Here is a 24,813-nt window from a genome sequence, read left to right as displayed (position 1 = left end):
CCGCTAGCGCTTGGGCTGGAGGTAGCCGTGCATGCCCAGCCAGCGCACATAGCCGTCGAACCATCCGGTGCTGGTGGTGGTCTTGGGATACATGCCGAAACCGTGGCCGCCCTGCTCGAACAGGTGGAACTCCACCGGGCGTTTGGCGCCGCGCCAGCTGTCGATCAGGCCGTAGCCGCCGTTGCCGAAAAACGGATCGTCCGCCGCCAGCGCGACAAACAACGGCGGCGCGTCCGCCGGCACGGTCACCGCCGACAGCGGACCGTAGATGTTGCCGATGAAGGCCGGCTTGGCATCCTGTCCGTACAGCGCGGTCGACATGGTCAGCATGGCGCCGGCCGAGAAGCCGAGCATGCCGACGCGGTCGGCGTCGACATGCCACTCCTTGGCGCGGGCGCGGACCAGGGCAAAGGCGGCGCGGGCGTCGGCGACCTGCGGCGCATAGGCGGTGGCTGGATCCTGCGGCGCGGGCGGCCGCTTCGCCGTTGCGGAGAACATTTCCGCCATCGAGCGTTCGAAGCCGGCCATGTCCTGCGGGGTCTGGTTCAAACGGTATTTCAGCACGAAGGCCGCCACGCCCTTCCCGGCCAGCGCCTGGGCCACCTGCCATCCTTCGTTTTCCATCGACAGCGTGCGGAAACCGCCGCCCGGCGCAACGATCACCGCGGCGCCGGTGGCCTTGGCGGCGGACGGCAGGAACGGCGTCAGCGTGGCGACCGTGACGTTGCGGGCGAACACGCTGTTGTATTGACGGTGCCAGGCTTCCGGCGCGGTCGCGCCGGGCAGTGTTCCCGTGTCCAGCGTGATCGCGGCCGGTTGCGCCGGCGTGGCGATCGGCGTCATCTTGTCGTTCTGCGCCAGCGCGGATCCGGCGCCCATGTGCATCAGCGACAGCGCAAGCGCCGCAAGGCCAAATTTCTTCATCGTGTCTCCTGGTTTTTTAGTGTCTGTGTGCCCCGGTTTCAGGGTCGTATTTTTTTAATGTTAGTCACAATGGTAGAGAGCAACAAAATGGTTGCGGTAACATTTTTGGCTGACCATCGAAATGTACTGCTTAAATTTCCGACAAGCTAATAACTTTTTTCTTGACTTCGATATCGAAACCGATATCAGACCAAGATCGCATGCCGGTTCCGATTAACCGAGTTGAGGCCTCTTTATGCTGTAGACGCCGTGCATAACTCACCATAGCTTGCTATTGCTTATTGAGTGCCTGGTTCCGCCCCAACTGCTGGCGCCGACTGTGTACCCAGAATTTGAATATCACTGTACATTGTTCTTTCAGACATTCAAAAACTGTCCAATTGTCACGATTTTAAAATGTATCAAAGTGTGATGTGCACCCTACATTACGTTACAAAAATTCAAATAAAAATTTCATTAATCGGTGCTATTCTAAAAGTGCTTTTTTAGTAATGTTTTTATTTTGATTTTTTGCACATTAATAGTTTATTCGCTTATTAATTTTGGAGAATATATGCCAGGGTTTACTGACTATTTTAATGAAAATATGTCTTCGCTCGGTGTGCCAACACCGGCGGGTCTTTACGGATCGGTGGCGACCGCATTAAGTTCGGCGGGAACGATCGCCGGCGCGATCAAGCTATTCGGTCCCGATGTGACGGTACGCGAATTGATTGGCGCAGGAACCCTTACCGAGGAATTCGCCTACGCCGGTGCGTTGCAGGCCTCGTTTTACTTGGGCGCTGTAGTGGGCAGTATTGCTGTTGCCACTGGCCGGGTGCTGGGTGGCGGGGCCAGAATTGCCGATCTGTTCAGTGCTGTGGATGCGGCACCGCTGGAGGTCATATCCGAATACTGGCCTGCCCAGTACGCCGCAGAGTATTCCGCAGCGGTCTCATACTCGGCGGAAGGCACGGGCGGTAGCAGCGGCGGAGATTTCGGTGGCGATGGCGGCTATGGCGGCGGCGACCCAGGCGGTGGCGAAGAACCAGGTGGCGGTGATCCAGGCGGAGGTGGGGGCGGAGGTGGAGGTGGATTCCCAACCCATCCGGAAGAAGATGCGGTGACGCCAAGAAGTCCAGGCATCCAAGTTTCCGAAGCCGCGCCCGACAGGTTGGTGCAATCCATGGCGAGCTTTGCCGTACCTGGTGCCGGCGCCATAGCCAGCCATCCAGCCCTGGAAACGACAAAGCCCATGCTAGCGCACGTTCATTAATCGTGAAGTGCAGATGTTTTAAAGCATCTGCAATTTCCAATTGGAAAGTTGAAAATGAGAATCTCGGAAAAAATTAAAGATGAAATTTATTTGCTGCTGGCCGGATTATTCTGCGCATTTTTGGCGGCAAAATTCTGGGGCTTTTTTCAATCAACGGGATTTGATATTATTTATATTGCGGCAATTGTCGGCCTGATCGTACAGAATACCCGTCTAAAAAAGAAAATCGAGGCCTTGCAAAAAAACCCCGTTGATAAAGCATGAAATAAGGGCGCGAGAGCATAATGGATTTGAACGATGCATATATTGCCTCCTCGGCGCGGCGTGCCGGCGGCTGCGGCCTACACGCACTGGTCATTATGGCCAACCTGCACGGCATTTCGGCGGAGCCGGATCAGCTTACGCACGAGTTCGGAACAGATGATTTCACCAGCACCACCATTCTGCTCGCAGCCAAGCGCTTGGGCTTGGCCGCGAAAGTGGTACGTCAGGATAGCGCCAGGATCTTCTTCACTCCGTTGCCGGCCATCGCCGCCGACAAACACGGTAATTATTTCATCGTCGCCAAGTTCGACGGCCCTGGCAAAACCGCTGGCAGAATCTTGATCCAGTACCCTCAGGACGTGCCCTTGATCGTCTCGCTCGCCGAGTTCCTCGACGCGTGGAATGGTGAATTCATCCTGTTCACCAGCAAAGCCAGTTTTTCCGGCGAGGCGGCGCAATTCGATTTCACTTGGTTTGTTCCGGTCATCATCAAATACCGGAAAATGCTGTTCGAAGTCCTCTGTATCTCGCTGGTACTCCAGATCATCGGATTGGTGACGCCGATGTTTTTCCAAGTCGTCATGGATAAGGTGCTAGTCAACCAGGCGATAAAAACACTGAATGTGATCTCGATCGGTTTGGTCTGCGCGACATTTTTTGACGTCGTGCTGTCCGGCATCCGCAGCTACTCCTTCTCGCATACCAGTAGCAAAATCGACGTGGAGTTGGGTGCACGCCTGTTCAGGCATCTGCTGAATTTGCCGATCGCATATTTTGAAGCGCGCCGGGTCGGGGACTCGGTTGCCCGTATCAAGGAGCTGGAAAACATCCGCTCCTTTTTGACGGGCAACGCCATGACGCTTGTGCTGGACGTCCTATTTTCGTTCATCTACTTCAGCGTCATGCTCTGGTATAGCGTTGCGCTGACCATGATCGTCCTGGCCTCGATTCCGCTGTACTTCATACTATCGGCGGTATTTACGCCGCTATTGCGTAATCGCCTCAATGAAAAGTTCAATCGCAATTCGGAAAACCAGTCTTTCCTGGTTGAAACTGTCAGCGGCATCCAGACCGTCAAGTCGATGGCGCTGGAGCCGAGGTGGCGCGACAAGTGGGAACAGCAATTGGCCAGCTACGTGGCTGCCGGCTTATCTGCGTCCAACACATCGATCCTGGCCAACAGCGGTGTGACCATTATCAGCAAGCTGGTCACTGCCAGCATCATGTGGATGGGCGCCAGTCTGGTCATCGAGGGAAAGATGACCGTCGGCGAGCTGATCGCGTTTAACATGCTATCCAACCAAATTTCCTCGCCCATTCTGCGGCTGGCGCAGTTGTGGAACGATTTCCAGCAAGTCGGCATTTCCATGAGCCGACTTGGCGATATCCTCAATTCGCGCCCCGAACTAAGCCGCGACGCGGGACAGACCTTCGAGGTCAAGGGCGCCATCGTGTTTGACGACGTGGCGTTCCGCTATCGGCCAGATGCGCGCAACGCCATCGACGGGGTCAGCTTGGCCATCGGGTGCGGCGAAGTCATCGGTGTGGTCGGCCGTTCCGGCTCCGGGAAAAGCACCCTTACCAAGCTGGTTCAACGCTTGTACGTGCCGGAACGCGGACGGGTGACCATCGACGGGCTGGACATCGCGGTCATCGACGCGGCCTCTTTGCGCAAGCAGATCGGCGTTGTACTACAGGAAAACGTGCTGTTTGCGCGCTCCATCCGCGACAACATTGCGGTCGCCTGTCCGTCCGCTCCGCTGGAAAAAATCATCGAAGTGTCGAAGCTGGCCGGCGCCCATGAATTCATCTGCGAGCTGACGGACGGCTACGACACGCTGGTCGGGGAACATGGCGTGGGGCTGTCGGGAGGTCAGCGGCAACGGATCGCGATCGCGCGGGCGCTGATTTCCGATCCGCGCATTTTGATTTTCGACGAAGCCACCAGCGCGCTGGACTATGAGTCCGAGAAAATCATCCAGAACAATATGCGCAGTATCTGCGCCGGCCGCACGGTGCTGATTATCGCGCATCGTTTATCAGCAGTACGCGACGCCACGTGCATCGTCGTCATGGATCAGGGGCGGGTGGCAGAGATCGGCGACCATAGGCAATTGCTGCGCATTCCCGACGGTATTTATGCTGGCTTGCACCGCCTGCAGGCCGGCCACGGTGACCTATCCCAGGACAGCGGTCCGGCATGGCCGGCGGCAGAGTTCCTATCGTCGGCCTTGGAGGCGGATAGCGTATGACGCTCAAATATCGCTGGATGGCCTACCGCGACTTGTGGGCGCGCTATCACGCCGTATTCCGCTTCTTCTGGCAAACTCGGCAGGCGTCGCATGCGCTGCTGGAGCACGAGGCGGAGTTTTTGCCTGCCGCACTCGCCATTCAGGAGCGGCCCGCGTCCACTACCGCCCGCCTGACTGGCCGGGTGCTGATGCTACTGACCGCGACGCTGCTGATCTGGTCAGTCTGCGGGAAAATCGACATTGTCGTTAACGTCAAGGGCAAGACCATCCCACGCGCGCACACCAAGGCGATCGCAGCGATCGAGATGGCGGCCGTGCGCGTGATCCACGTGGCCGACGGCCAGTTCGTGCATGCCGGCGACACCCTGCTCGAACTGGACGCAAGCGCGGCCGAGGCGGAACACAACAAGGCCGTTTCCGACATGGACATTGCGCGGTTGAAAATGCAGAGCGCCAAAGCCTTGCTGGACGCCATCACCACCGGTCGCAGGCCGACGCTCCCCCCCGCTGCGGCCAGCCCGCCGCCGGAGTCTTGGCTGCGCGCCGAACGGGCGCTGATCGACCAATATGAGGACTTCAAGGCCAAGAAGGAGCGCATCGATACCGACATCATGCACTTCGAGCAGTCTCTGCCGATAGTCACCCGGCGCGCGACCGACTACCAGGCGATGCGCCTGACCCACGATGTGTCCGAGCATGCATGGCTGGAAAAGGAACAAGCCAGGATCGATTTACAGGGACAACTGGACGACGCCAGAAGGCAACGCGACATGGTGGTGGCCAGCGCGCGCAAAGAGGCGCGCGACGCGATCATTGAGAGCGAGCGCATCGCCGCAGAAAGCGAGCAAGACGCCAACAGATCGGAGCAGCACGCGCGACTGCTGCGCCTGACGGCGCCGGTGGACGGGACGGTGCAGCAGTTGAGTGTGCATACGGTGGGCGGCGTGGTATCGCCGGCCCAGCCGCTGATGCTGATCGTGCCGAAGGGGAACCAGGTCGAAATCGAGGCGCTGATGGAAAGCCGGGACGCCGGCTTCGTTAAGGAAGGACAGTCGGCCTCAGTGAAGGTCAGCACCTTCGAATACACGAAATACGGCACCATTCCTGCCCACGTGCTGCAGGTTTCCCACGATTCCATCGAGGATGAAAAAAAGGGCTTGCTGTACCCGATCAAGATCGTTTTCGATCGGTCGAGCATTCTGGTCGACGGCCAGACACTGGCCCTGACGTCGGGCCTATCGACCGACGTCGAGATCAAAACGGGAAGTCGCCGCATCATCGAGTATTTCCTTTCGCCTTTGCTGCAACATCAACATGAGACACTTCGTGAACGCTGATCGATTCCCCGGTTTGCTGTGCCACTTACTGTGTCTTCTTTGCGTTGCCCTCGCCGGCTCGGCGCCGGCGGCGGATCTACGCATCGCGTCTCTCGACGGCTATGCGGTCGTCCCCGCCGGCATCGAAAGCGCCGGCCCCGCCGATGCAGCGAGTGTCGTATGCGCCAGCCAGCACTTCCGCCTGCAACAGCTGACGCTGGTCGAGGCTGTTAATTTGGCGCTCTGCAACAATCCGCAAATCCGCGGTGCTTGGGCCGCCGTCCAGGTCCAGTCCAACTCGGTGGGGGAGGCCCGCGCCGCCTACTACCCGTCGGTGTCCGCCGGCCTGACGCGGCTGAGTGATCGCACCCAGCTGGAAGGCTATTCGGAAGGATCGACCAAACTGGAGGGGACGGCGAAAAATCTCGGAGTCAACTGGCGTTTGTTTGACTTCGGGGAACGCGACGCCAACCGTCAAGCGGCGACGGCCATGCTGGGCGCGGCTATCGCGTCGCATGAAGCGGTGCAGCAAAGGATACTGGCAAATATTATTTCCAGCTATTTCGATGCGCAGACGCAAATGGCCACCGTCGAAGGCAAGCAGAAAAACACGGCGCTAGCCGCGCAGATACTGGCGTCAGCGGAACGCCGTGAGGCACGAGGCGCGGGCGACCGTTCGGATACCTTACAGGCGAAGTCGGCCTTGGCCAAGGCGTCACTGGAGCAGGTCCGGGCAGACGGCGCCTACAGGAAATCGATGGCCACACTGGTGTACGCACTGGGGATCGCCTCCAATGCGCCGGTGTCGATCATGCACGACGTGCCGGTGGCCGGTCAAGAAGCGCGACGGGAGTTGGAGGACTGGATGTCCATTGCACGGAGGCAACATCCAGCGTTGCGGGCTGCGCGTGCCGGCGTGGAGGCTGCCAAGCAAAAGCTGCGGGCGCAGGCCTCGCAGGCGCGGCCGACGCTGGATTTCTCCGGCAATTTCTACCAGAATGGCCGCCCCAACCAGGGCTTGCCACCCATCACTTCGAAGGAAACGATCGTTGCGGTTACGCTGAACATTCCGATTTTCGATGGTTTTGCCCAGCGTTACAGGGTGCGGGGCGCCATGGCCCAGGTCGAGCAGCGGGCGGCGGAACTTGAGGACGCCGAGCACCAGATTCTGTCTGAAATCGTCAAAGCCTACGCCGACGCCGGCGCGTCGCTAGAAAACCTGGGCGCGTCGCAGCAACTGCTCGAGGCCGCGCAAGCCGCGCTCGACAGCGTGCAGCTCAAGTTCGAGGGTGGAGCGGCTAATATCGTTGACGTGCTGAATGCCGAAATCGGCCTGTCGGAAGCGCGCCAGGAGCGTATCCGCTGCCTGGCGGAGTGGCGTTCAGCGCGATTGATCTTGATGGCCAACACCGGCACGCTGGTCCCGCATGAACTGGCGCCATAGCTATCGGCAAGGGCAGCCATGCCTGCCGACTGCGTTGCGCGCCCACGGCGCGCGGGGCTGGCGCGTTGCGCCAGCAGTTGGGCGATTCGGATAGCCTCGCGCCCTTTAGGGCGCTACGTCTTCGAATCCCACCGTCTCCGTCCGAACAAAAAAAATGGACTCCCGCAGGGGAGTCCATTTTTCTTTGTTCTGGCGGAGACGGTGTCCGCATATTTAGCATTCAACGATGTCCAACAATAGCTTTAAATTCCTTACAAAACAATTAGTTAGCACAACACATTGTTCAACTAGATTCTTTACTGTTTGCCAAAATCCGGCTATCATTTGATAGTCATTTTGATAGTCTAGGAGTTCGAATGCGACGCCAACAACAACGACTCACCGCATTACAAGTAAGCAAGCTTTCCAAGCCAGGACTGTACGGCGACGGCGGAGGCTTAACCTTACAAATCACATCTGGCGGCGCAAAGTCATGGCTCTTACGTTACATGATCGCCGGTAAGGCATACGGAATGGGATTAGGACCGACGCATACAGTAAGCCTGGCTGAAGCGCGCCAGAAAGCACTCTCTGCGCGAAAGCTAATAATCGACGGCATCAACCCATTGGCCGCCAAGAAGCAGGACCAGGTCGCGGCAGCACTGGCAAATGCCAAAATGATGACGTTTGACCAGTGCGCCGCCGCCTACATTCTGGCGCACAAGGCCGGTTGGAAGAACGCCAAGCACATCGATCAATGGACAAACACTTTGAACACTTATGCCAGCCCTGTGTTCGGCCATTTACCAGTGGCCGATGTAGACACTGGCCTGGTAGTGAAATGCCTCTCACCGATTTGGGAAGCTAAGACTGAAACGGCTAGCCGTCTTCGAGGACGCATCGAGTCGGTATTGGGATGGGCCACTACCAGTGGATACCGTACAGGCGAAAATCCAGCGCGATGGAAGGGCCATTTAGACAATCTACTCGCCACCATCAGCAAGACCAGTCGAACAAAGCACCACCCTTCTCTGCCCTGGCAAAATATCGGCGCATTTATGTCGGCGCTCAGAGCACGCGATGGCGCGTCCGCTCGTGCTGTCGAATTTGCGATCCTTACCGCTTGCCGATCTGGCGAGGTACGCGGCGCTCGATGGACAGAATTCGATATAGAGAACAAGGTATGGACAATACCCGCCGAGCGCATGAAAGCTAAACGCCAACATGAGGTGCCGTTAAGCGATTCAGCACTGGCCCTACTGAAATCAATCCCTATGGGCGGAGATTTTGTATTTGCTGGCACGAAAGCGCAGCAATTATCGGATATGTCGTTGACGGCAGTAATTCGGCGGATGAATAGCGGGGAACAGCCGACTTGGATTGATTCGAACGGCGAAGGTATTACCGTTCATGGTTTTCGCAGCAGTTTCCGAATGTGGGCAGCCGAGGCAACCAGTTATCCGCGTGAGGTTGCCGAACACGCGTTGGCGCATCAATTACCAGATGCCGTCGAACGCGCATATCAACGGGGTTCTCAATTTGCAAAACGTGCCGCATTGATGTCTGATTGGACGATATATTGCAATACGGCGCGGAACGCTTCAAATACCCCCTAATTCGATGCACAGTATAATAATTCCAACATCCTGAAGGACCGTTATCGCCTCATTGCGGCCACTCGCGACGTTCAACATCAAGAAGAATATAGCGTACAAATAAAGATAAAGACGGCCTTCCATTCATAGCGCTTGCTGTAATACTATGCAGATGGGGCAAATGCGTTGAGTGCGAAAAAAAATACAGTTCCGCATACGATAATCGCCAAGCTCTTAAGCGCATCCCTCGTAATATCATTTTCAGTGTAGGTGTAAATAGATAAAACGGAAAGAGGTATGAAAAACCCTGCTCCAGTAAATCCAAAAATAAAAAAAACTATAGCCCTAAGCCTTATTGATGGCGAAGAAAAATTGTAATCACGAAATGCTCGTGCCTTTTCCAAATTCTCTGTTCTTATGTAAGAGCCTGCGCAGATGAATGACAAAGTCCAGAAATCGGCTAGCGCAGTGGGTATGTGAAAATTAAAAATCTCTAACGGCCAACCAAATATAGCACAGGCAATCTTCCGATAATAGCCAATATAGGTTACGGCAACTTTTACCAAACCCACATCGAATAGCTTTTGAACTAGACTTATCAGGCTAATGATTGAAACAATCAAAGTCAAGACCTTTATAGTCTTGTTTGCCGTATCCGTTTTTCGTTTATCAAGTCCAAGCACGAGCTGCTCTCCAAGATTTGACTATTTAAATTTAAAGGAAAATTTTTTTGTTCTTAATGACAGAATACTTCTGGCCGTTTGAAAAGGTCAACGACTGGGAAATGTCACTGTGCCCTGTTTTCTAATGAAGACGTCATTCGCTACAGGCGCATCAGCAATGCCAAGCCTAGTAAACTCTTGCTCTAACTGTCCTTCGAGATGTTTGACTCTGCGTTCTATGTGCGGTCGAATCTCCGAAAGATTTGCCTCATATCCTCCAGCGGTCAAGCAAATTCGGCTTGTAGGCCAGTCAAATGTAGCAGCTAAGGGGCCATTCCCAAGCTCAGGTACTGCCCGCAGGGTCCCTGGCCGCAGCATACACAAATGCGCATTAAACGGTTCAATCTGAAAACAGGTAACCCAGGTCAAGACACCCAATGCGGCCCCGTCCCCTTTAGATACAATGAACTCAGCACGCTGGGCGATATGGTCCGCGACATTTCTTAATAAACGAAATGGCTCGCATGCTTCTTTTAGCGTAAGAACACCCGGAGCCGGTGCGCCGAACGAAATTCCCGGCATTTGCTGATAGAGCATCCGAAATCGGTCAATCGAATCAACCATTGCCCATGCATCTAAGAATGCAGCCGTGGACACGGAACGTAATTTTTCAGAATCAGGAGGATTCAACGCAAGCTCGGTGAGTACGGTGTTTAGCCGCTCATATGCGAACTCAATAATTTCAACGGCATGCCGAATCCCATCGATAAACATTGCTGTTTTCGGTTCGATAACTACTGGAATGCGCCTAAGAATCGAATTTTCGGACAGCATAAACAATACCCCCGGAAAAGTATTTTGAATAACTATCTGGCTGCTTTGGACCGAAATCAGTCTGTGCGCATTGGATTGGGCACATATCTAGTTGTCGATTAGCACCATACATTCGCATCGCCAAAATCTTTCATCCAGAATAATGCATCTGGTCCGCCTATATCTGCGTACTCGAAAACTTTTGTTCCCACTTGGCTTAGGTCGATTCGAATGCCACCAAATTCATAGACCCTCGCATATCTCGGGTTACTAATATTCCAACGGGGCTCAGAAATATCATGTGCAAATGCATTTCTAATTTGATATACGACTGACGAAAAATTATCAATCTCCGTTTGAATTGGATCAGTCAACTTCACGCCAGCTTCCTCTCTGCAGCGGTTGAGCGTAATTGCTGCCGCACCAAAAGCGACACTAAGGTTGTTTTCGAAAGCCAAGATAAGATCATCCGGCCCGTTAAATATCTTGTCAGGCAAAGCGAAGACCATTTCCCCTTCCTGAAACGTAATTGGACGATCAAGTTCATCGAGGTTGATTCGGCCTTCCAGAGCATAATTATATAACTTCCATGCAAAAGCTAGTTGACTGAATGCTGTATCGATGTACTTCATAGAGTTTAAGGTTCGAGCGTTTGGTTGTGGCCGAAATCGGCCGACGGCGTTCAGGACAACAGCTTGTTCATCTGTAAAACTTGCAAATTCCCACACAGGCCGAAGCCGCCGCTAAGCGGTCGGCCCCGCCCAAATTTAAGGAACGAAATAGGCCACAACTGTTCCTGCTCCACCTTCAAAAAGATCAATAAGTAGGACCGAAGCTTTTCTCACTTCGGCTTTTTTCTTGGGCTCCGTTAGCCAAATCAAGAAATGGTAGCCACAAGCTACGAATCACATCGTCCTTGAAAATATTACTATGCTGGAGCAACCCGCTTCTTACCTGGGAAAATTTAGGGTGATTGCAGTTGAACCCCTCACGTCCCGCATCGCCATACAGCGGGTCCTTTACCAAGGTACGCCCACCTTCAGGCATATATTTAACCCATTGATCCTCTTCTGAAATAGTATTCAGAACTCTACCGACATTTTTATCCAAGTACGAGGACCAGTCGAATTCCTTCGATAGAATAGAACCACATAAGATAATTGAATCAAATTTCGCGCTGAGATCACCTGCTTCGGACAGATATTTCGCAATAACGTATGTTCCGAATGAGTGAGCAAGGATGGAAATTGGGCCATCATAATTAGATCGAACGGTGGTTAACCAGTCTCGGAAGCCCTCAACAACTCTTGTTCTATCGCTGGCATTCGACAACAACGTTGGCATTCTCTTTCCATACACATACGGTGCTACAGCCCAACCCGAAGTGCTCAACATTAGTGATATATGAGGCACCCATTCAGCATCGCTAAGTATGCCGTGAATTGGTACGACAACCCCTTTCAGCTGTCTTAAAGACGTAATCTTGCGCCCCTGATAAATGGCCAAAGCTACATTGAAGAGTTCGTTCTTATGATGAGGAGTGTCGTGAGTTCTTACTTGGCTGTCGAATTTTATTTGAACAACACCCCGAGACGTGTTTCGGCGCGACGTAGCAAGCACTTTTATAAATGCATCGCATATCTGCGGCTGGTCTTCGGATAGGAGCTGAATATCGCATCGGACCCCATCATACTCCAATAGTTCAATGTTACGAGGAATGTCTTGCGCCAAGCGGAAGAAGATAATTATATCTATATCGTTGGGGTAGGGCTTGCCTGTCACGAAGGAGCCGCCAACTACAATTGACGTCGCCTCATTTCTATCGGCCCAATCGCATATTTCGGAGAATGCCTGTCCAAATCCGTAGCGTACTGGCGAAACGATATTAACGTCTTTTGGGTAGCTGCAGAATGCCTCAAGGAATTGTTCCTTTGTGACCTCATGGGTTCCGGGGCTGAGATTCCCGTCAGAGTCTAAGTGCAATTTAGATGAAGTCATAAGTTTAACCGATGGATACATAGTTACAGAATTTTGAATACGCCACGGGCACTTACCGGTCGCTTAATTGGGATATCTGGACTGACTGCTATTGGCTGAACGTGGCCGACGGCGTTCAGGATAGCAGCTTGCTCATCTGCAAAAGTCACGAATTCCCACACCAGACCAAAAGTGCCCTAAAGCGAACCCAGGACTTAGGATCGCAACTGGGCATGGTTTCGCTGGCCCTAGCTTGATCGTAGCTGGACCTGAGACGCCTTACCAGATCCTCTTAAAATGTTGTGACAAATAGTTTCCCGTGGGATACAATCAATGACGATTTTGGTATTCACAAAGGAAAGGGAGAACAAGTTGCATCCAGTTATTCAAAAAACTTTCGGCGGGTTGAAGCCAAGTTATTATTTTCGCCATTTATTCTTTGGCATTCTATTAATGGCCTTTTATTGTTTTATGCTTAGTAGAGGTAAGGAGCCTACTCCTCTAGGAATATATCTATTTTTCCTTGTTTCGACTTTGCTGTATCCATACTCTCGATTTGTTTATGAATCCATTGTTGGGTTTATTATGGGTGAAAATATATTCTTCGTGAATGCCATCGTTATGATGATGGCGAAAATCTTCACAATGGTAATGTGCTGGGCGGCGGCTATTATAATAGCGCCTATCGGTTTGTTATATCTATATATTCATCATAGCAAAAACGAAGCAGCCTGAATTTCGAGGTCTGAATAAAAAAGCTAGCCATCTAGACTAGCTTTTTATTGGTTATCACGCTTTAATGGGGTTAAGGGCGGCTGCATTGCGTGGCTGTTCCATTTGAAGATGCCTCCGCTCCAACTTCGATTGACTGCTATTGGCCGCTACCGGCTTAGTGCATCATCTGGGCGTAGAGTTCTGCGACCCGCTCGACCGTGATCCCCATTCTTTGTTCAATTGCAAGTGGATGGTCAGTAGATTGCAGCTCGATGAATGGTCGAATGCCGTCGTCCCGTAGATGGACGTTGGTCTTCAAGCTAATTGTATCTGGGTAAGGCTTTATCCAGGCGTTAAGCCAACCAAAAAAAGGGCCGATATGTGAACGTTTCTCCGACTCATAGCACTTTACCCATTCGAGGTAATTAGCCTGGCTGAGCGACACCCAAACACCCCAACTGAACGGCTCAACTTCACCAATGACGGGAATTTCTAAACATCCCCGAACGAAGAAAAACTCCTCGTCAATTACGCAGTCGTCAGTTCCCAGATGGCACCGATTCTCCCGCCCCTCGGTCGGTACTTCATAGTAGCTCAGCGGAGCGTGCGCACCAAAGCTAGGCATGCCTTCATGAACTTCGCCACAGGAGCTACACTTAAAAGAGAACATTATGATTCAGATTCCTCACAAAACAATGGAGCTTGAGAACATGAGCGTCGGCTAGTAGCCGAAAAGAGTCGGATAAGCCATCTTTAGACTGATTACGCCCGGTGTCGCCATACCGATTTGTGTCTTACATACTTGATGCTTGAGGGAACCATCCTCTCTAACTTATCTAAGCCATTTTCGAATTTTATTTTCGTAACCACAGAGCGTCGCTCGCCAGTTGCTAATCTCACGCTTAACTTAAGCGTACACTTCTCATCACTGACGATGGATGAGTCTGGCATTACTAGCGCAAAAAAAATCAGACCTGCAGCAGAGTTTTGCCCATCAATGTCACGAAGCGACAATGACGAATCGTATCCTTCAAAGGTAGTAAGCCAGATTGGAACAACTTTGATCGCGTCGTTGGGCATGGGTGTTCTTGGCATTGTCGGGAAGCCGATAGCGGTTATGGGGGAGGTCCACCGCTTCCACAATCCCCTCCGTCGAATTTCTAATTCAAAGGTTTGCACGCCTACTTTTGACGTAGTTGGATTCATAACTACAGCATCAAGCACAAAAGCAAACAACGTGACGTCACTATAAGTATCAAGTTCAGCATGCTGCTCGGTGAAACAATGGCTGTATGTTTCAGTTATTGAGATTGATGGCCGTAATGCCCAGGCTCGAATAGCTCTGAAAACGCCTAGAAGCCACGCCGCGAGGCCAGCTACAATCCATTTAAATAGATCAACAGTGTGCTCGTGGGCCTCTATCCAACCTATGCTCGCAGTGAAAAAATCTGTGATCGTCAAGGAAATCTGCCTTAGTTGATGATGCGTATCATACCTACTGCTTTAGCGAGGCCGACTAGCCTCTGCCAATTTATCAGTTGCCAAGTCGTGACGGTCGGCTTCTGGCCGTACCCGGCCAAATGAGTAGGATACCATCTTGCTCAAATGAAAAGCTCACAGATTTCCACATCGCCATACGCCTCCACCTTTAGCGGTAGTGGCGCCTGGAGCAATTTGGGAGTGTAAGAATATCCCAGCACCTGCTACGTTCCCAACAGGACAATCACTGGTTGCCGTAAATGCGCCGGTTACAGCGGTTACAGCGGTTACAACGGTTACAGGCATCCTAGGTACTTGGCCTTGAGAACATCTGCACCTTGAAAAATCAATGCCTATGCTTAGATTGCCTACGCCTAGGCATACGTCTAGGCACGTGTCATAGGCATGTGTTCGCCTAGGCATACGTCTAGGCACGTGTCATAGGCATGTGTTCGCCTAGGCATACGTCTAGGCACGTGTCATAGGCATGTGTTCGCCTAGGCATACGTCTAGGCACGTGACATAGGCATGTGTTCACCTAGGCTTACGTCTAGGCACGTGCCATAGACATGTGTTCGCCCAGGCATACCTAGGCACGTGCCATGGGTATGTGTTCGCCCAGGCATACGTCTAGGCACGTGCCTTAGGCATGTGTTTACCTAGGCATACGTCTGGGCACGTGCCTAAAGGCATGTCTTCAGCTAGGTATGTGTCTAGGGAAATGCCTACAGGAATGCCTAGGTGGGGACCTAGGCATTCCTGTAGGTGTATTTCCAGACCAAGCCTGCGTGGATAGCCAAGAGAACTTAAGAACACCCGCCTAACCATTGCGATCAAAGCAGCGGGCGTATCCACTGGAACTGCTGTAACCGTCGTAACCGCTGTAACCGCTGTAACCGTCGCAACCGTCGCCACCGTCTTCGCCATGCAAAACGACTACTCGCCGTTGTAGCGGAAAATGTAGACCTTAGTAGACCCTAGATCATGAACCCGTACATTTGTCGTCGGCTTCCCATCCTTGCCCGGTACGAGCATACCGGCATCAATCAATACAGTTTTGACCGTCCGCTCGTTAAAGCCGTCACAAATTTCAGAACGGAACGCCTCCCCTAAGACCCAGAATTCTCGGGAGCCATCTTCCCGGATCGAAATGAACCCGGCACGGTTATAGACGCGTTGATCGTCCGTTGCATGCATATATTCAAAACGACTCGCACCATGCTTTTCGAAAAACGCCCGCACATGCTCAAGAATGGCGCGTCCCTCGCGATTTCCATTACCGCCGAATGCTTCAAGCCAAGCGCTAAAGCACTCACGTGCACCGCGCATTGCCTCACCCTGCGGCCATCCAGTCAATCCGTAATGGGTAGCCAATTCACCCGCTACAGCCGCCAGCGCAAAGCGCCGCGTCACTCGCCCGACCTGGCTTGCTGCGTTAGGAGGAACAATATCCATAACGAATTGATCGATCGATTCGATGAGCGTGGCAGCAAGTTGCTGGCGGTTCCTGGCTACACTCTCCAACCAAGCAAGACCAACCGCACCATAATTTTTATCAGATGCAGCTTTAATCGCACCGGCAATGGCAGCGGCATTTTGATGGCCGTGGATATTTTCAAAAATCCCCTTCCCCGCACCGGCATCGGCCTCAATATCGGCAAGGCGGATTTCCTGTCCAGCGCTCGTTCGCTTGCCTGCACGTGCCATGATCGGCGAAAGCGATTCCTCACCTGCACTGAGGAAGAACAACCGCCAACGCTGTGGCGGCCGCGCCATGCCGTTACGCTGCGCCCTGACCTTACCCTGACCATTTGCAAGCATGTAGGCCGCGTCACCAGCGGCACCTGGATCAATCTGGCTGATCTCATCAAGAATAAGCAATCCGTCGTTGTGCATCACCGCCATGCCCTCTAAACCGTTCACCGTTCCACGCCATAGCCGGACGTATTGGGAGGGATTGCCCCATACCGAAGCCGCAACCCGAAGTGACGTTGACTTGCCGGAGGACGATGCTCCGCGAAAGTGGAATCCACCAGAGTCCTCGCCTGTTATATCTGCAAGTGCGCCAGCGAAGGCAACCGAAATCGCAAAGGTAAGGCGCGAATTCCCTTCAGCGAGACCTGCGACATTTTCACGCCACTCAGCGACAGAACCCGCTACCGAATATGCGGGTTCAACCGCATTTGAATTCTGGAAGACCTTCAATTCTTTGGACTCGCCTACAGCGCCAGAAGGCAAAACAAATACGCCATCGTGCCACCCCAAACGCTCAACGCAACGTGCTCGCGCCTCGACTGGTGAAACTTTGATGTAGGCGGCGAGCAAGCTCCGCTCCGATTGATTTGACGAGATTTGAAGGCCGAGGCGAGCTAGTTCGCGCCGGACGTCGGTACCATCGCCCTCCAGCATCTCAAGCGGCATGGCCCAGCGATGCAGTTTTCCGTCATCATCACGCCACTCAAGCAGACGCCCCCATTCGCCATTGCGTTCGTCTCGGGTCTTGGCAACGACTTGTAGCGGCGAGCAGACCCACTTTGCTGGACGGTCGTTACCCTCTCCATCTTTGCTGATGTAGAAAACGCCTTTGGCGTTGGTCAGGAAGTGACCTGTGCCGTAGTTGCAGGTGGTCACAGGAACGGGGGCGAACCCATGCTCAGACGCAGCAGTCAGACTATTCATCAAATCCCCCTTAGGCAGCAAGGGAGCAGGATTTGCGCGCCAATTCGAGCCGAACTACCAGGGCGCGAATCTCGTCGTCAGGCATACCAGCAATCCGCGCAGCATTGATAGCGGCAACTTCACTGGAAGGCCAACCAATCGAGCGAGGGCCAAGCTTAACAGGCTTAGGCCATAAACCTTGTTGGATGCGCAGGTAAATAGTGGAACGGGAAGAGCCGGATTCGGCCTTTACTGCTGGAAGACGTAGGATTTTATTGACCATGTTTGTGCCTCTTTAGGCGTTGTTGAACATGGACGGATTACACCTTTTCGCGCCGTCAGCGAATAGGCGCAGAGGACTGCGGGAACTAGGTCAAAATTTGGAAGGAAGGCCCGCCAGTACTGGGCTTCTAAGGGCGCGGACAATTACTTGCGCGGCCCCGTTGCGAGACCGTCAGCGCGAAGGATTGATGCCATGACTTCGGCAACGCGCTTTGATACACCCTGCTCAACAAGCCATTTGCACACGTCCTCGTTGATCGGTGCAGTAGTTGCATCGGTAGGATCGTAGTTTCGCCAAAACCGATTTGCAGCGGCAGCCAAATGGCGAAGCGAATCCGTTTCGTATGTTCCCCAAGGCCATTGTCGGCTAAGTGGGCGCACAGCTTCATCCTGCCAAGGGAATTCGGCGGGCAGCGGATATTTCAGCTCTTTCGCCCAAGCGCCAAAATCTGCCGGAACGACTTCACTTTCTTCGACGCCATCAACGCTGAATTTCGTTAGTTTGAGGATGCCACCAGACCCAAGACTAGTCTTAGCAATCGCCAGCAGCTCTTCAAACTGACCTGGCAGTCGGCTAAATACTCTATCCAGTTTCGCAACGCCGAATGCTGTGAACTGGTAGGGATCAAGATCGCATGCCAAGGCGACGGCATGCCATAGCCTGATGCTCTTGACTGGCTTCCAAGTAGACCAATCAGGACGATGCAAGGCGTAGAGATTTTGGAGAGGTTCAGGACCGGCGTCTTGCATTTATATTTCCCTAACGCATTAGAACGAGGAAACTTACGCGATGGCACATCGAAATGCAAGCTAGGATTGATTGTGCGACGGTGCGAACTGCGGAGCGGTATGAATTGCGTACCAACAAGCAAAACAAAATTTGATAGTCGGATTGATAGTTTGATCCGCAGAAAAAGAAAAAGCCCTTGAAAATCAAGGGCTTATTCAAAATACTGGCGGAGACGGTGGGATTCGAACCCACGATACAGGTATAAGCCGTATGCATCCTTAGCAGGGATGTGCCTTCGGCCACTCGGCCACGTCTCCTAGTCGATCGCTCAACTATGTCTTTTCTACCAAACTGCGCTAGAGCAGACGACCGTCATAGTATAGACCGTGACCACATTGGTCAAGGCTAGCCGACGATTTTTTTCGAAAAAATTACGCCTTCTCCAACTCGAACGCCTTGTGCAGCGCGCGCACGGCCAGTTCCATGTATTTTTCATCGATCAGCACCGAAATCTTGATCTCCGAGGTGGAGATCATCATGATGTTGATGCCCTCTTCCGACAGGGTGCGGAACATCTGCGAGGCCACGCCCACGTGCGAGCGCATGCCCACGCCGACCACCGAGATCTTCGAGACCTTGGCGTCGCCGGTGATGCTGGCGGCGCCCAGTTCGGCCTTGGTGCTGTTCAGCACGTCGATGGCGCGCTGGTAGTCGTTGCGCGACACGGTGAAGGTGAAGTCCGTTTTACCGTCGACCGACTGATTCTGTATGATCATGTCGACTTCGATGTTGGCGTCGGCCACCGGGCCGAGGATGTGGTAGGCCACGCCTGGACGGTCGGGCACGCCCAGCACGGTGATTTTGGCCTCATCGCGGTTAAACGCGATACCGGAGATGACTGCTTGTTCCATGTGTGTATCTTCCTCAAACGAAATCAGGGTGCCCGAGTTGGCTTCTTCTTCCAGGTCCAGCATAGGGTCGGTCAGCGACGACAGTACGCGGGTCGGCACGCGGTAGTTGCCGGCGAATTCCACCGAACGGGTCTGCAGCACTTTCGAGCCCAGCGACGCCAGTTCCAGCATTTCCTCGAAGGTGATCGCCTTGAGCCGGCGCGCTTCGGAAACGACGCGCGGATCGGTCGTGTACACGCCGTCTACGTCGGTGAAGATCAGGCATTCGTCGGCCTTCATCGCGGCGGCGATCGCCACGGCGGAAGTGTCCGAACCGCCGCGGCCAAGGGTCGAGATGTTGCCGCCCTCGTCCACGCCCTGGAAGCCGGTGATGATGACGATCTTGCCGTCGTCGAGGTCGCGGTTGACTTTTTCGTTGTCGATCGACTGGATACGAGCTTTGGTGAACGCGGAATCGGTTTTAATCGCGACTTGCCAGCCGGCGTAGGAGACGGCTTTCTTGCCGATCGCCAGCAGCGCCATCGACAGCAGGCCGACCGACACTTGCTCGCCGGTCGAGGCGATCATGTCCAGCTCGCGTGGGTCCGGCTGGGCCTGGATTTCCTTGGCCAGGGCGATCAGGCGATTGGTTTCGCCGGACATTGCCGAGGGGACGACGACGATGCGGTGCCCGGCGTCATGCCACTTGGCGACACGCCGCGCCACGTTCTTGATACGGTCCGTCGAACCCATCGACGTACCGCCGTATTTGTGCACGATTAAAGCCATAACAGTGAGTTTTCCGCTCAAATAAAGGTAAATGGAACCCTTAACTCTACATGCCGCACTGCAAAATAACAAGTCAAAAAGCTCATAAAGTCATACCGTATAGGCATATCTACATACAAAATTCGGCAAATCGGCCCAATTGTCTATACCGCTTGCCAACGCAGACGCATGCGCCCCGCCCCGCCGGCCAGCTGCGTGCAGTCCATGCCGATGCCGGCGGCGAACAGCAGCTGCTTCGGCGTGCTGACCACCGGCAGCCGGCCGCGTTCCCAGGCGGGAATGTCCAGCGCCTGGTAATGATACTTGAGTCCGCGTGTCGGGCGGTTGTGCGCGGGCTTGAGCCGCTCGCCGCCCTTGCGGAACTCGATCATCAACTGCTGGGCGCGCAGCCAGTCGGGATCCAGGCCGTCCTCGCCCTCGCCTGCGGGGTCGAAGTGCAGCACGCCGCCGTAGGCCGGAAACGCCATCTCGGCCTCGCCATTCCACTGGAACGAGGTGCCGGGGGATTTGTCGAACTCGTCTTCGCGCGTGCCTTCCAGGTCTGCCAGCTTCGGCGTCAGGTGCAGGCGGTCGCGGTGGCGGCGGACGTGGCAGTCCGGGTGCGTGACCAGCAGCTGGGCGTCGTAGCGGGCCTCCAGCAGCTGGACCTGCATCTCGGCCAGCCAGGCCGCGCTCGGCATGCGCAGGTTGCGGGTGCCGAACCAGTAGCGCAGCAGGTTGGCGCTGCGGTCCGTGCTGAGCGTGCGCAGCTTGCCGATGTCGAGACAGTCGCCGTCCAGGCACAGGGCCAGGTCCTGCCGGGCCAGCTCGGTCAGCAGGCGCTGGGCGGACTGGGCGTGCTGGGCGCTGCGGGCGAAGCGTTCCTGGAAGCCGGGAAAGGCGTCGGCCAGCACCGGCATCACCTTGTGGCGCAGCGCGTTGCGGGCGAAGCGCGAATCGTCGTTGGATTCGTCGTGGATGTGGCTGATGCCGTGCTCGGCAACGTAGGCGTCGAGCTGCTTGCGCGAGACCGGCAGCAGCGGGCGCGCCATCACCAGGGCCGGGTTGGCCAGCAGCTCGGGCGCGGCGTTGGCGGCATCCATGCCGGACAGGCCGGCCGTGCCGGAGCCGCGCAGCAGTTGCAGCAGCACGGTCTCAGCCTGGTCGTCGAGGTGGTGCGCGGTCAGCAGCAGCTTGACGCCGTGTTCGGCGCACAGCGCGCCCAGCGCGGCGTAGCGGGCCTTGCGGGCGGCCGCCTCGGTGCCGGACTTTTGCTTGTCCGCCAGCTGGACGCGGCGCGCTTCGAAGGTGACGCCCAGCGCGGCGCAGGCCTGCTCGCAGTGCGCCAGCCAGGCGTCGGCGTTCGGGCTGATGCCGTGGTGGATGTGGAAGGCGTACAAGGCCACGCCATGCGCTTGCGCGTAGGCATGCGCCAGGTGCAGCAGCGCCGACGAGTCGAGGCCGCCGCTGAGGGCCACGGCCATGCGCGGCGCGGTTGCGCCCGGCGACAACGCCGCGGCGACGGCCTGCTCAAAGGTCGAGGACAAGGTCGGAATCTGTTGCTTCTTCAATTGCTGCTCCAAAATGCAAACCGGGGGCAAGCGCCCCCGGTCGGTGTACACGCGCGGCGGGATTACTCCTGCGGCGTGGTTTCTTTGAACTTACCGTAGCTCATCAGCTTCTCGTGACGGGCTTCCAGCAAGTCCTTGGTCTTCATGCCGTGGAACTGGCGCAGCGAATCGGCCAGCGCGCGCTTCAGCAGCGTGGCCATCTGTTTCGGATCGCGGTGGGCGCCGCCCAGCGGCTCGGTGACGATCTTGTCGATCAGGCCCATGGCCTTCAGGCGGTGCGCGGTCAGGCCCAGCGCTTCGGCCGCGTCGGCGGCGCGCTCGGAAGTCTTCCACAGGATCGATGCGCAGCCTTCCGGCGAGATCACCGAATAGGTCGAGTATTGCAGCATCAGCACCGCGTCGCCGACGGCGATCGCCAGCGCGCCGCCGGAGCCGCCTTCGCCGATGATGGTGGCGATCAGCGGCACTTTCAGTTCCGCCATCACGTACAGGTTGTGGCCGATCGCTTCCGACTGGCCGCGCTCTTCCGCGTCGATGCCCGGGAACGCGCCCGGCGTGTCGACGAAGGTGAACACCGGAATGCCGAACTTCTCGGCCAGCTTCATCAGGCGCATGGCCTTGCGATAGCCTTCAGGCTTCGGCATGCCGAAGTTGCGCATCGCGCGTTCCTTGGTGTCGCGGCCCTTTTGGTGGCCGATCACCATGCAAGCCTGGCCGTTGAAGCGGGCCAGGCCGCCGACCACCGACAGGTCGTCCGCGTAGGTGCGGTCGCCGTGCAGTTCGTGGAAGTCGGTGAAGATTTCGTTCACATAGTCCATCGTGTATGGACGCTGCGGGTGGCGCGCGATCTGCGCGACCTGCCAGGGGGTCAGCTTGGCGTAGATGTCCTTGGTCAGCTGCTGGCTCTTCTTGGCCAGGCGGTCGATCTCCTCAGAGATGTCGACAGCCGAATCGTCCTGGACGAAACGCAGTTCTTCGATTTTGCCGTCGAGTTCAGCAATGGGTTGCTCAAAATTGAGGAAAGTCGTTTTGGTCATTGTACCTCCGTGTTTATTCTCAGCCGAGCGGACAAAATGCGGACACAAAAATGCCTCGCACAGCGATTAGAGCATCTATTCTACAGCAACCGGGTCCAGGCTACGCCATAAGTACCATGTCGCCACCGTGCGCCAGGGCTCCCAGTTGGCCGAAACCTCGCGCGCATCGCTGCGGGAGACCGGTTCGCCGGAAAAATAATTCTGGCTGATGCCCTGGATCAGGCCGGGGTCGTCGAGCGGCAGTACATTGGGACGCAACAGATTAAATATCAAAAACATCTCGGCTGTCCAGCGGCCGATGCCGCGGATCTGCACCAGTTCGGCGATGACGGCTTCGTCATCCATCTGGTCCCACTGGCTGGTGTGGACGCGCTTGTTCTTGAAGTGGTCGGCCAGGTCGAGGATGTACTCGGTCTTGCGCTTGGACAGGCCGCAGGCCGCCAGTTGCTCGGCGCCGGCCTTGATGATCTGGGCCGGCGTGCATTTCGGGCTGACCAGCAGCAGCTTCTTCCAGGCGGCGTCGGCCACCTTGGTGGTCACCTGCTGGCCGACGATGGAACGCGCCAAGGTGGTAAACGGGTCGTCATGGCCGACCAGGTGCAGGTCGCCAAATTGCGGGATCAGCTTTTTCATGATGCGGTCCCGCTTCATGAGCTCGATCTTGGCCTCTTCCCAGTACGGCGGAACGGCCGATAGCGGGCCGCCTGCGCCCTCGTTATCCTTGGCGGTGACCATTATGCGCGGCGCCAGTTCGTGGTGCCGTCAGGCTTGTCTTCGAGGATCACGCCGGCCGCCAGCAGGTCGGCGCGGATCTTGTCCGATTCGGCGAAGTTGCGCGCCTTCTTGGCTTCGATGCGCCTGGCGATCTGCTGCGCGATGGCGGCGTCGCCGGCGGCATCGGCCTCGCCGACGGCGGCCTGCAGGAATTGCTGCGGCGTGCGCCCCAGCAGGCCGATGACGTCGGCCAGGCCCTTGAGCTGGCGCGCCACGGCCGGCGCTTTCGATTTGTTCAGCTCGCTCACCAGGTCGAACAGCACGGCCAGCGCGACCGGCGTGTTGAAGTCGTCGTCCATCGCCTCGGCAAAGCGCACCGCGTGGGCTTCTTTCCAGTCCAGCGCGGCGCCGTCGCCCTCCACGCCGTCCAGTGCGGTGTACAGGCGGGTCAGCGCGACGCGGGCGTCGTCCAGGTGCATGTCCGAGTAGTTCAGCGGGCTGCGGTAGTGGGCGCGCATGATGAAGAAGCGGATCACCTCGGCATCGTATTTCTTCAGCACGTCGCGGATGGTGAAGAAGTTGCCCAGCGATTTGGACATCTTTTCGTTATCGACGCGCACGAAGCCGTTGTGCACCCAGTAGTTGACCATCGTATGGCCGAACGCGCCTTCGGACTGCGCGATCTCGTTTTCGTGGTGAGGGAACTGCAGGTCCGCGCCGCCGCCGTGGATGTCGAAGTGTTCGCCCAGCAGCGCCGAGCACATCGCGGAGCACTCGATGTGCCAGCCCGGACGGCCCTTGCCCCACTTGGAATCCCACTTCACCTCGTCCGGCTCCGATTCCTTGGACGCCTTCCACAGCACGAAGTCCAGCGGATCGCGCTTGCCGGTGTTGACGTCGACGCGCTCGCCGGCGCGCAGGTCGTCCAGCGACTTGCCCGACAGCTTGCCATAGTTGGGGAAGTTGCGCACCGCGTAGTTGACGTCGCCGTCCTCGCCCTGGTAGGCCAGTTCCTTGGACTCCAGCGTCTCGATCAGCGCCAGCATCTGCGGCACGTATTCGGTGGCGCGCGGCACCAGCGTGGCCGGCAGGATGCCCAGCGCGCCGGTGTCCTCGTCCATATACCTGGTGAAGCGGGTGGTCAGCTGCGAGATGGTCTCGCCGTTTTCCACCGCGCGCTTGATGATCTTGTCGTCGATGTCGGTGATGTTGCGGGCATATGTGACCTGGTAACCGGAGGCCATCAGCCAGCGGTACATGACGTCGAACGCCATCATCATGCGGGCGTGGCCGATGTGGCAGTAGTCGTAGATGGTCATGCCGCAGACGTACATGCGGACTTTGCCGGCTTCGATCGGTACGAATGTCTGCTTGTCACGCGCCAGCGTGTTGTAAATCTTTAAATTGCTCATCGGACTCTTGCGTGTTTTTTATAAGCGGGTGCCCCGTCCCGGGCAATACAAGAACCGGGCGCGGCATTGTTGGGGCG

22 protein-coding genes and 1 tRNA gene are annotated in these 24,813 nt (G+C 55.7%); 7 read left to right on the top strand and 16 right to left on the bottom strand.

All coding sequences use genetic code 11. The annotated features are described in order from the left end of the window. Window positions 1–3: 3 nt before the first annotated feature. Window positions 4–924, bottom strand: coding sequence for an alpha/beta hydrolase (locus ABWW33_RS15075; RefSeq protein ID WP_353402539.1), 921 nt, complete (start codon window positions 922–924; stop codon window positions 4–6). 553 nt (window positions 925–1,477) lie between these two features. Here ABWW33_RS15075 and ABWW33_RS15070 point away from each other — a divergent pair. The 6 genes from ABWW33_RS15070 to ABWW33_RS15045 all read left to right on the top strand — a co-directional run bounded on the left by ABWW33_RS15070 (window position 1,478) and on the right by ABWW33_RS15045 (window position 9,050). Then, window positions 1,478–2,179, top strand: coding sequence for a hypothetical protein (locus ABWW33_RS15070; RefSeq protein ID WP_353402537.1), 702 nt, complete (start codon window positions 1,478–1,480; stop codon window positions 2,177–2,179). Between the two features lie 54 nt (window positions 2,180–2,233). Further along, window positions 2,234–2,443: a hypothetical protein gene (locus tag ABWW33_RS15065; protein WP_353402535.1), complete on the top strand. Its 210-nt coding sequence runs from the start codon at window positions 2,234–2,236 to the stop codon at window positions 2,441–2,443. A gap of 20 nt (window positions 2,444–2,463) precedes the next feature. After that, complete coding sequence (locus ABWW33_RS15060) at window positions 2,464–4,695, top strand: type I secretion system permease/ATPase (protein WP_353402533.1); 2,232 nt, start codon at window positions 2,464–2,466, stop codon at window positions 4,693–4,695. After that, a complete protein-coding gene (locus ABWW33_RS15055; RefSeq protein ID WP_353402532.1) occupies window positions 4,692–6,032 on the top strand; it encodes an HlyD family type I secretion periplasmic adaptor subunit in 1,341 nt (446 codons plus the stop codon). Before ABWW33_RS15060 ends, ABWW33_RS15055 begins: the two co-directional genes overlap by 4 nt. Beyond that, window positions 6,022–7,455 (top strand): TolC family protein, encoded by a 1,434-nt coding sequence (locus ABWW33_RS15050; protein ID WP_353402530.1) that lies wholly within the window; start codon window positions 6,022–6,024, stop codon window positions 7,453–7,455. The genes ABWW33_RS15055 and ABWW33_RS15050 overlap by 11 nt, the downstream gene beginning before the upstream one ends. A 356-nt stretch (window positions 7,456–7,811) precedes the next feature. Further along, window positions 7,812–9,050 (top strand): tyrosine-type recombinase/integrase, encoded by a 1,239-nt coding sequence (locus ABWW33_RS15045; RefSeq protein ID WP_353402528.1) that lies wholly within the window; start codon window positions 7,812–7,814, stop codon window positions 9,048–9,050. Between the two features lie 143 nt (window positions 9,051–9,193). Here the strand turns inward: ABWW33_RS15045 and ABWW33_RS15040 are convergent, their stop codons facing one another. The 4 genes from ABWW33_RS15040 to ABWW33_RS15025 form a co-directional block, all read right to left on the bottom strand. Further along, window positions 9,194–9,712 (bottom strand): hypothetical protein, encoded by a 519-nt coding sequence (locus ABWW33_RS15040; protein ID WP_353402526.1) that lies wholly within the window; start codon window positions 9,710–9,712, stop codon window positions 9,194–9,196. Window positions 9,713–9,799: 87 nt separating this feature from the next. Beyond that, window positions 9,800–10,525: a hypothetical protein gene (locus ABWW33_RS15035; RefSeq protein ID WP_353402524.1), complete on the bottom strand. Its 726-nt coding sequence runs from the start codon at window positions 10,523–10,525 to the stop codon at window positions 9,800–9,802. Between the two features lie 98 nt (window positions 10,526–10,623). After that, window positions 10,624–11,136: a hypothetical protein gene (locus ABWW33_RS15030; protein WP_353402522.1), complete on the bottom strand. Its 513-nt coding sequence runs from the start codon at window positions 11,134–11,136 to the stop codon at window positions 10,624–10,626. Between the two features lie 184 nt (window positions 11,137–11,320). After that, entirely contained in the window at window positions 11,321–12,502 is a 1,182-nt protein-coding gene (locus tag ABWW33_RS15025; RefSeq protein ID WP_353402521.1) for a DUF6932 family protein, read from the bottom strand. Window positions 12,503–12,814: 312 nt separating this feature from the next. Here ABWW33_RS15025 and ABWW33_RS15020 point away from each other — a divergent pair, with 312 nt between their 5' ends. Next, the gene (locus ABWW33_RS15020; protein ID WP_353402519.1) at window positions 12,815–13,216 is read left to right on the top strand and encodes a hypothetical protein; all 402 of its coding nucleotides are present in this window, start codon (window positions 12,815–12,817) and stop codon (window positions 13,214–13,216) included. A gap of 154 nt (window positions 13,217–13,370) precedes the next feature. Here the strand turns inward: ABWW33_RS15020 and ABWW33_RS15015 are convergent, their stop codons facing one another. The 11 genes from ABWW33_RS15015 to cysS all read right to left on the bottom strand — a co-directional run bounded on the left by ABWW33_RS15015 (window position 13,371) and on the right by cysS (window position 24,736). Beyond that, window positions 13,371–13,865 carry a DUF2199 domain-containing protein gene (locus tag ABWW33_RS15015; protein ID WP_353402517.1) on the bottom strand — a complete coding sequence of 165 codons (495 nt, stop codon included), beginning with the start codon at window positions 13,863–13,865 and terminating at the stop codon, window positions 13,371–13,373. A 92-nt stretch (window positions 13,866–13,957) separates the two neighbouring features. Beyond that, a complete protein-coding gene (locus tag ABWW33_RS15010) occupies window positions 13,958–14,656 on the bottom strand; it encodes a hypothetical protein (protein ID WP_353402515.1) in 699 nt (232 codons plus the stop codon). Window positions 14,657–15,610: 954 nt separating this feature from the next. Further along, on the bottom strand, window positions 15,611–17,353 hold the full coding sequence (locus tag ABWW33_RS15005) for a DUF927 domain-containing protein (protein WP_353402513.1): 1,743 nt from the start codon (window positions 17,351–17,353) through the stop codon (window positions 15,611–15,613). 10 nt (window positions 17,354–17,363) lie between these two features. Next, window positions 17,364–17,615 carry a helix-turn-helix transcriptional regulator gene (locus ABWW33_RS15000; RefSeq protein ID WP_353402511.1) on the bottom strand — a complete coding sequence of 84 codons (252 nt, stop codon included), beginning with the start codon at window positions 17,613–17,615 and terminating at the stop codon, window positions 17,364–17,366. A 143-nt stretch (window positions 17,616–17,758) separates the two neighbouring features. Then, on the bottom strand, window positions 17,759–18,364 hold the full coding sequence (locus tag ABWW33_RS14995; protein ID WP_353402510.1) for a hypothetical protein: 606 nt from the start codon (window positions 18,362–18,364) through the stop codon (window positions 17,759–17,761). Between the two features lie 204 nt (window positions 18,365–18,568). Next, window positions 18,569–18,661: transfer RNA gene (locus tag ABWW33_RS14990), tRNA-Ser, on the bottom strand. A gap of 114 nt (window positions 18,662–18,775) precedes the next feature. After that, on the bottom strand, window positions 18,776–20,023 hold the full coding sequence (locus ABWW33_RS14985; protein ID WP_353402509.1) for an aspartate kinase: 1,248 nt from the start codon (window positions 20,021–20,023) through the stop codon (window positions 18,776–18,778). 143 nt (window positions 20,024–20,166) lie between these two features. Further along, window positions 20,167–21,573: a tRNA lysidine(34) synthetase TilS gene (tilS, locus tag ABWW33_RS14980; RefSeq protein WP_353402508.1), complete on the bottom strand. Its 1,407-nt coding sequence runs from the start codon at window positions 21,571–21,573 to the stop codon at window positions 20,167–20,169. Window positions 21,574–21,635: 62 nt separating this feature from the next. After that, the gene (locus ABWW33_RS14975; protein WP_176653975.1) at window positions 21,636–22,610 is read right to left on the bottom strand and encodes an acetyl-CoA carboxylase carboxyltransferase subunit alpha; all 975 of its coding nucleotides are present in this window, start codon (window positions 22,608–22,610) and stop codon (window positions 21,636–21,638) included. A 75-nt stretch (window positions 22,611–22,685) separates the two neighbouring features. Next, a complete protein-coding gene (locus ABWW33_RS14970; RefSeq protein ID WP_176653974.1) occupies window positions 22,686–23,345 on the bottom strand; it encodes a DNA-3-methyladenine glycosylase family protein in 660 nt (219 codons plus the stop codon). Next, window positions 23,345–24,736, bottom strand: coding sequence for a cysteine--tRNA ligase (cysS, locus tag ABWW33_RS14965; protein WP_353402506.1), 1,392 nt, complete (start codon window positions 24,734–24,736; stop codon window positions 23,345–23,347). The genes ABWW33_RS14970 and cysS overlap by 1 nt, the downstream gene beginning before the upstream one ends. Window positions 24,737–24,813: the final 77 nt, after the last annotated feature.

Origin of the sequence: Duganella hordei (genome assembly GCF_040369125.1) — a bacterium.
In the GTDB taxonomy this organism is placed as follows: Bacteria; Pseudomonadota; Gammaproteobacteria; order Burkholderiales; family Burkholderiaceae_D; genus Rugamonas; species Rugamonas hordei.
The sequence above is the reverse complement of the archived record's forward strand: the minus strand, read 5'-3'. Positions and strand labels throughout refer to the sequence as shown.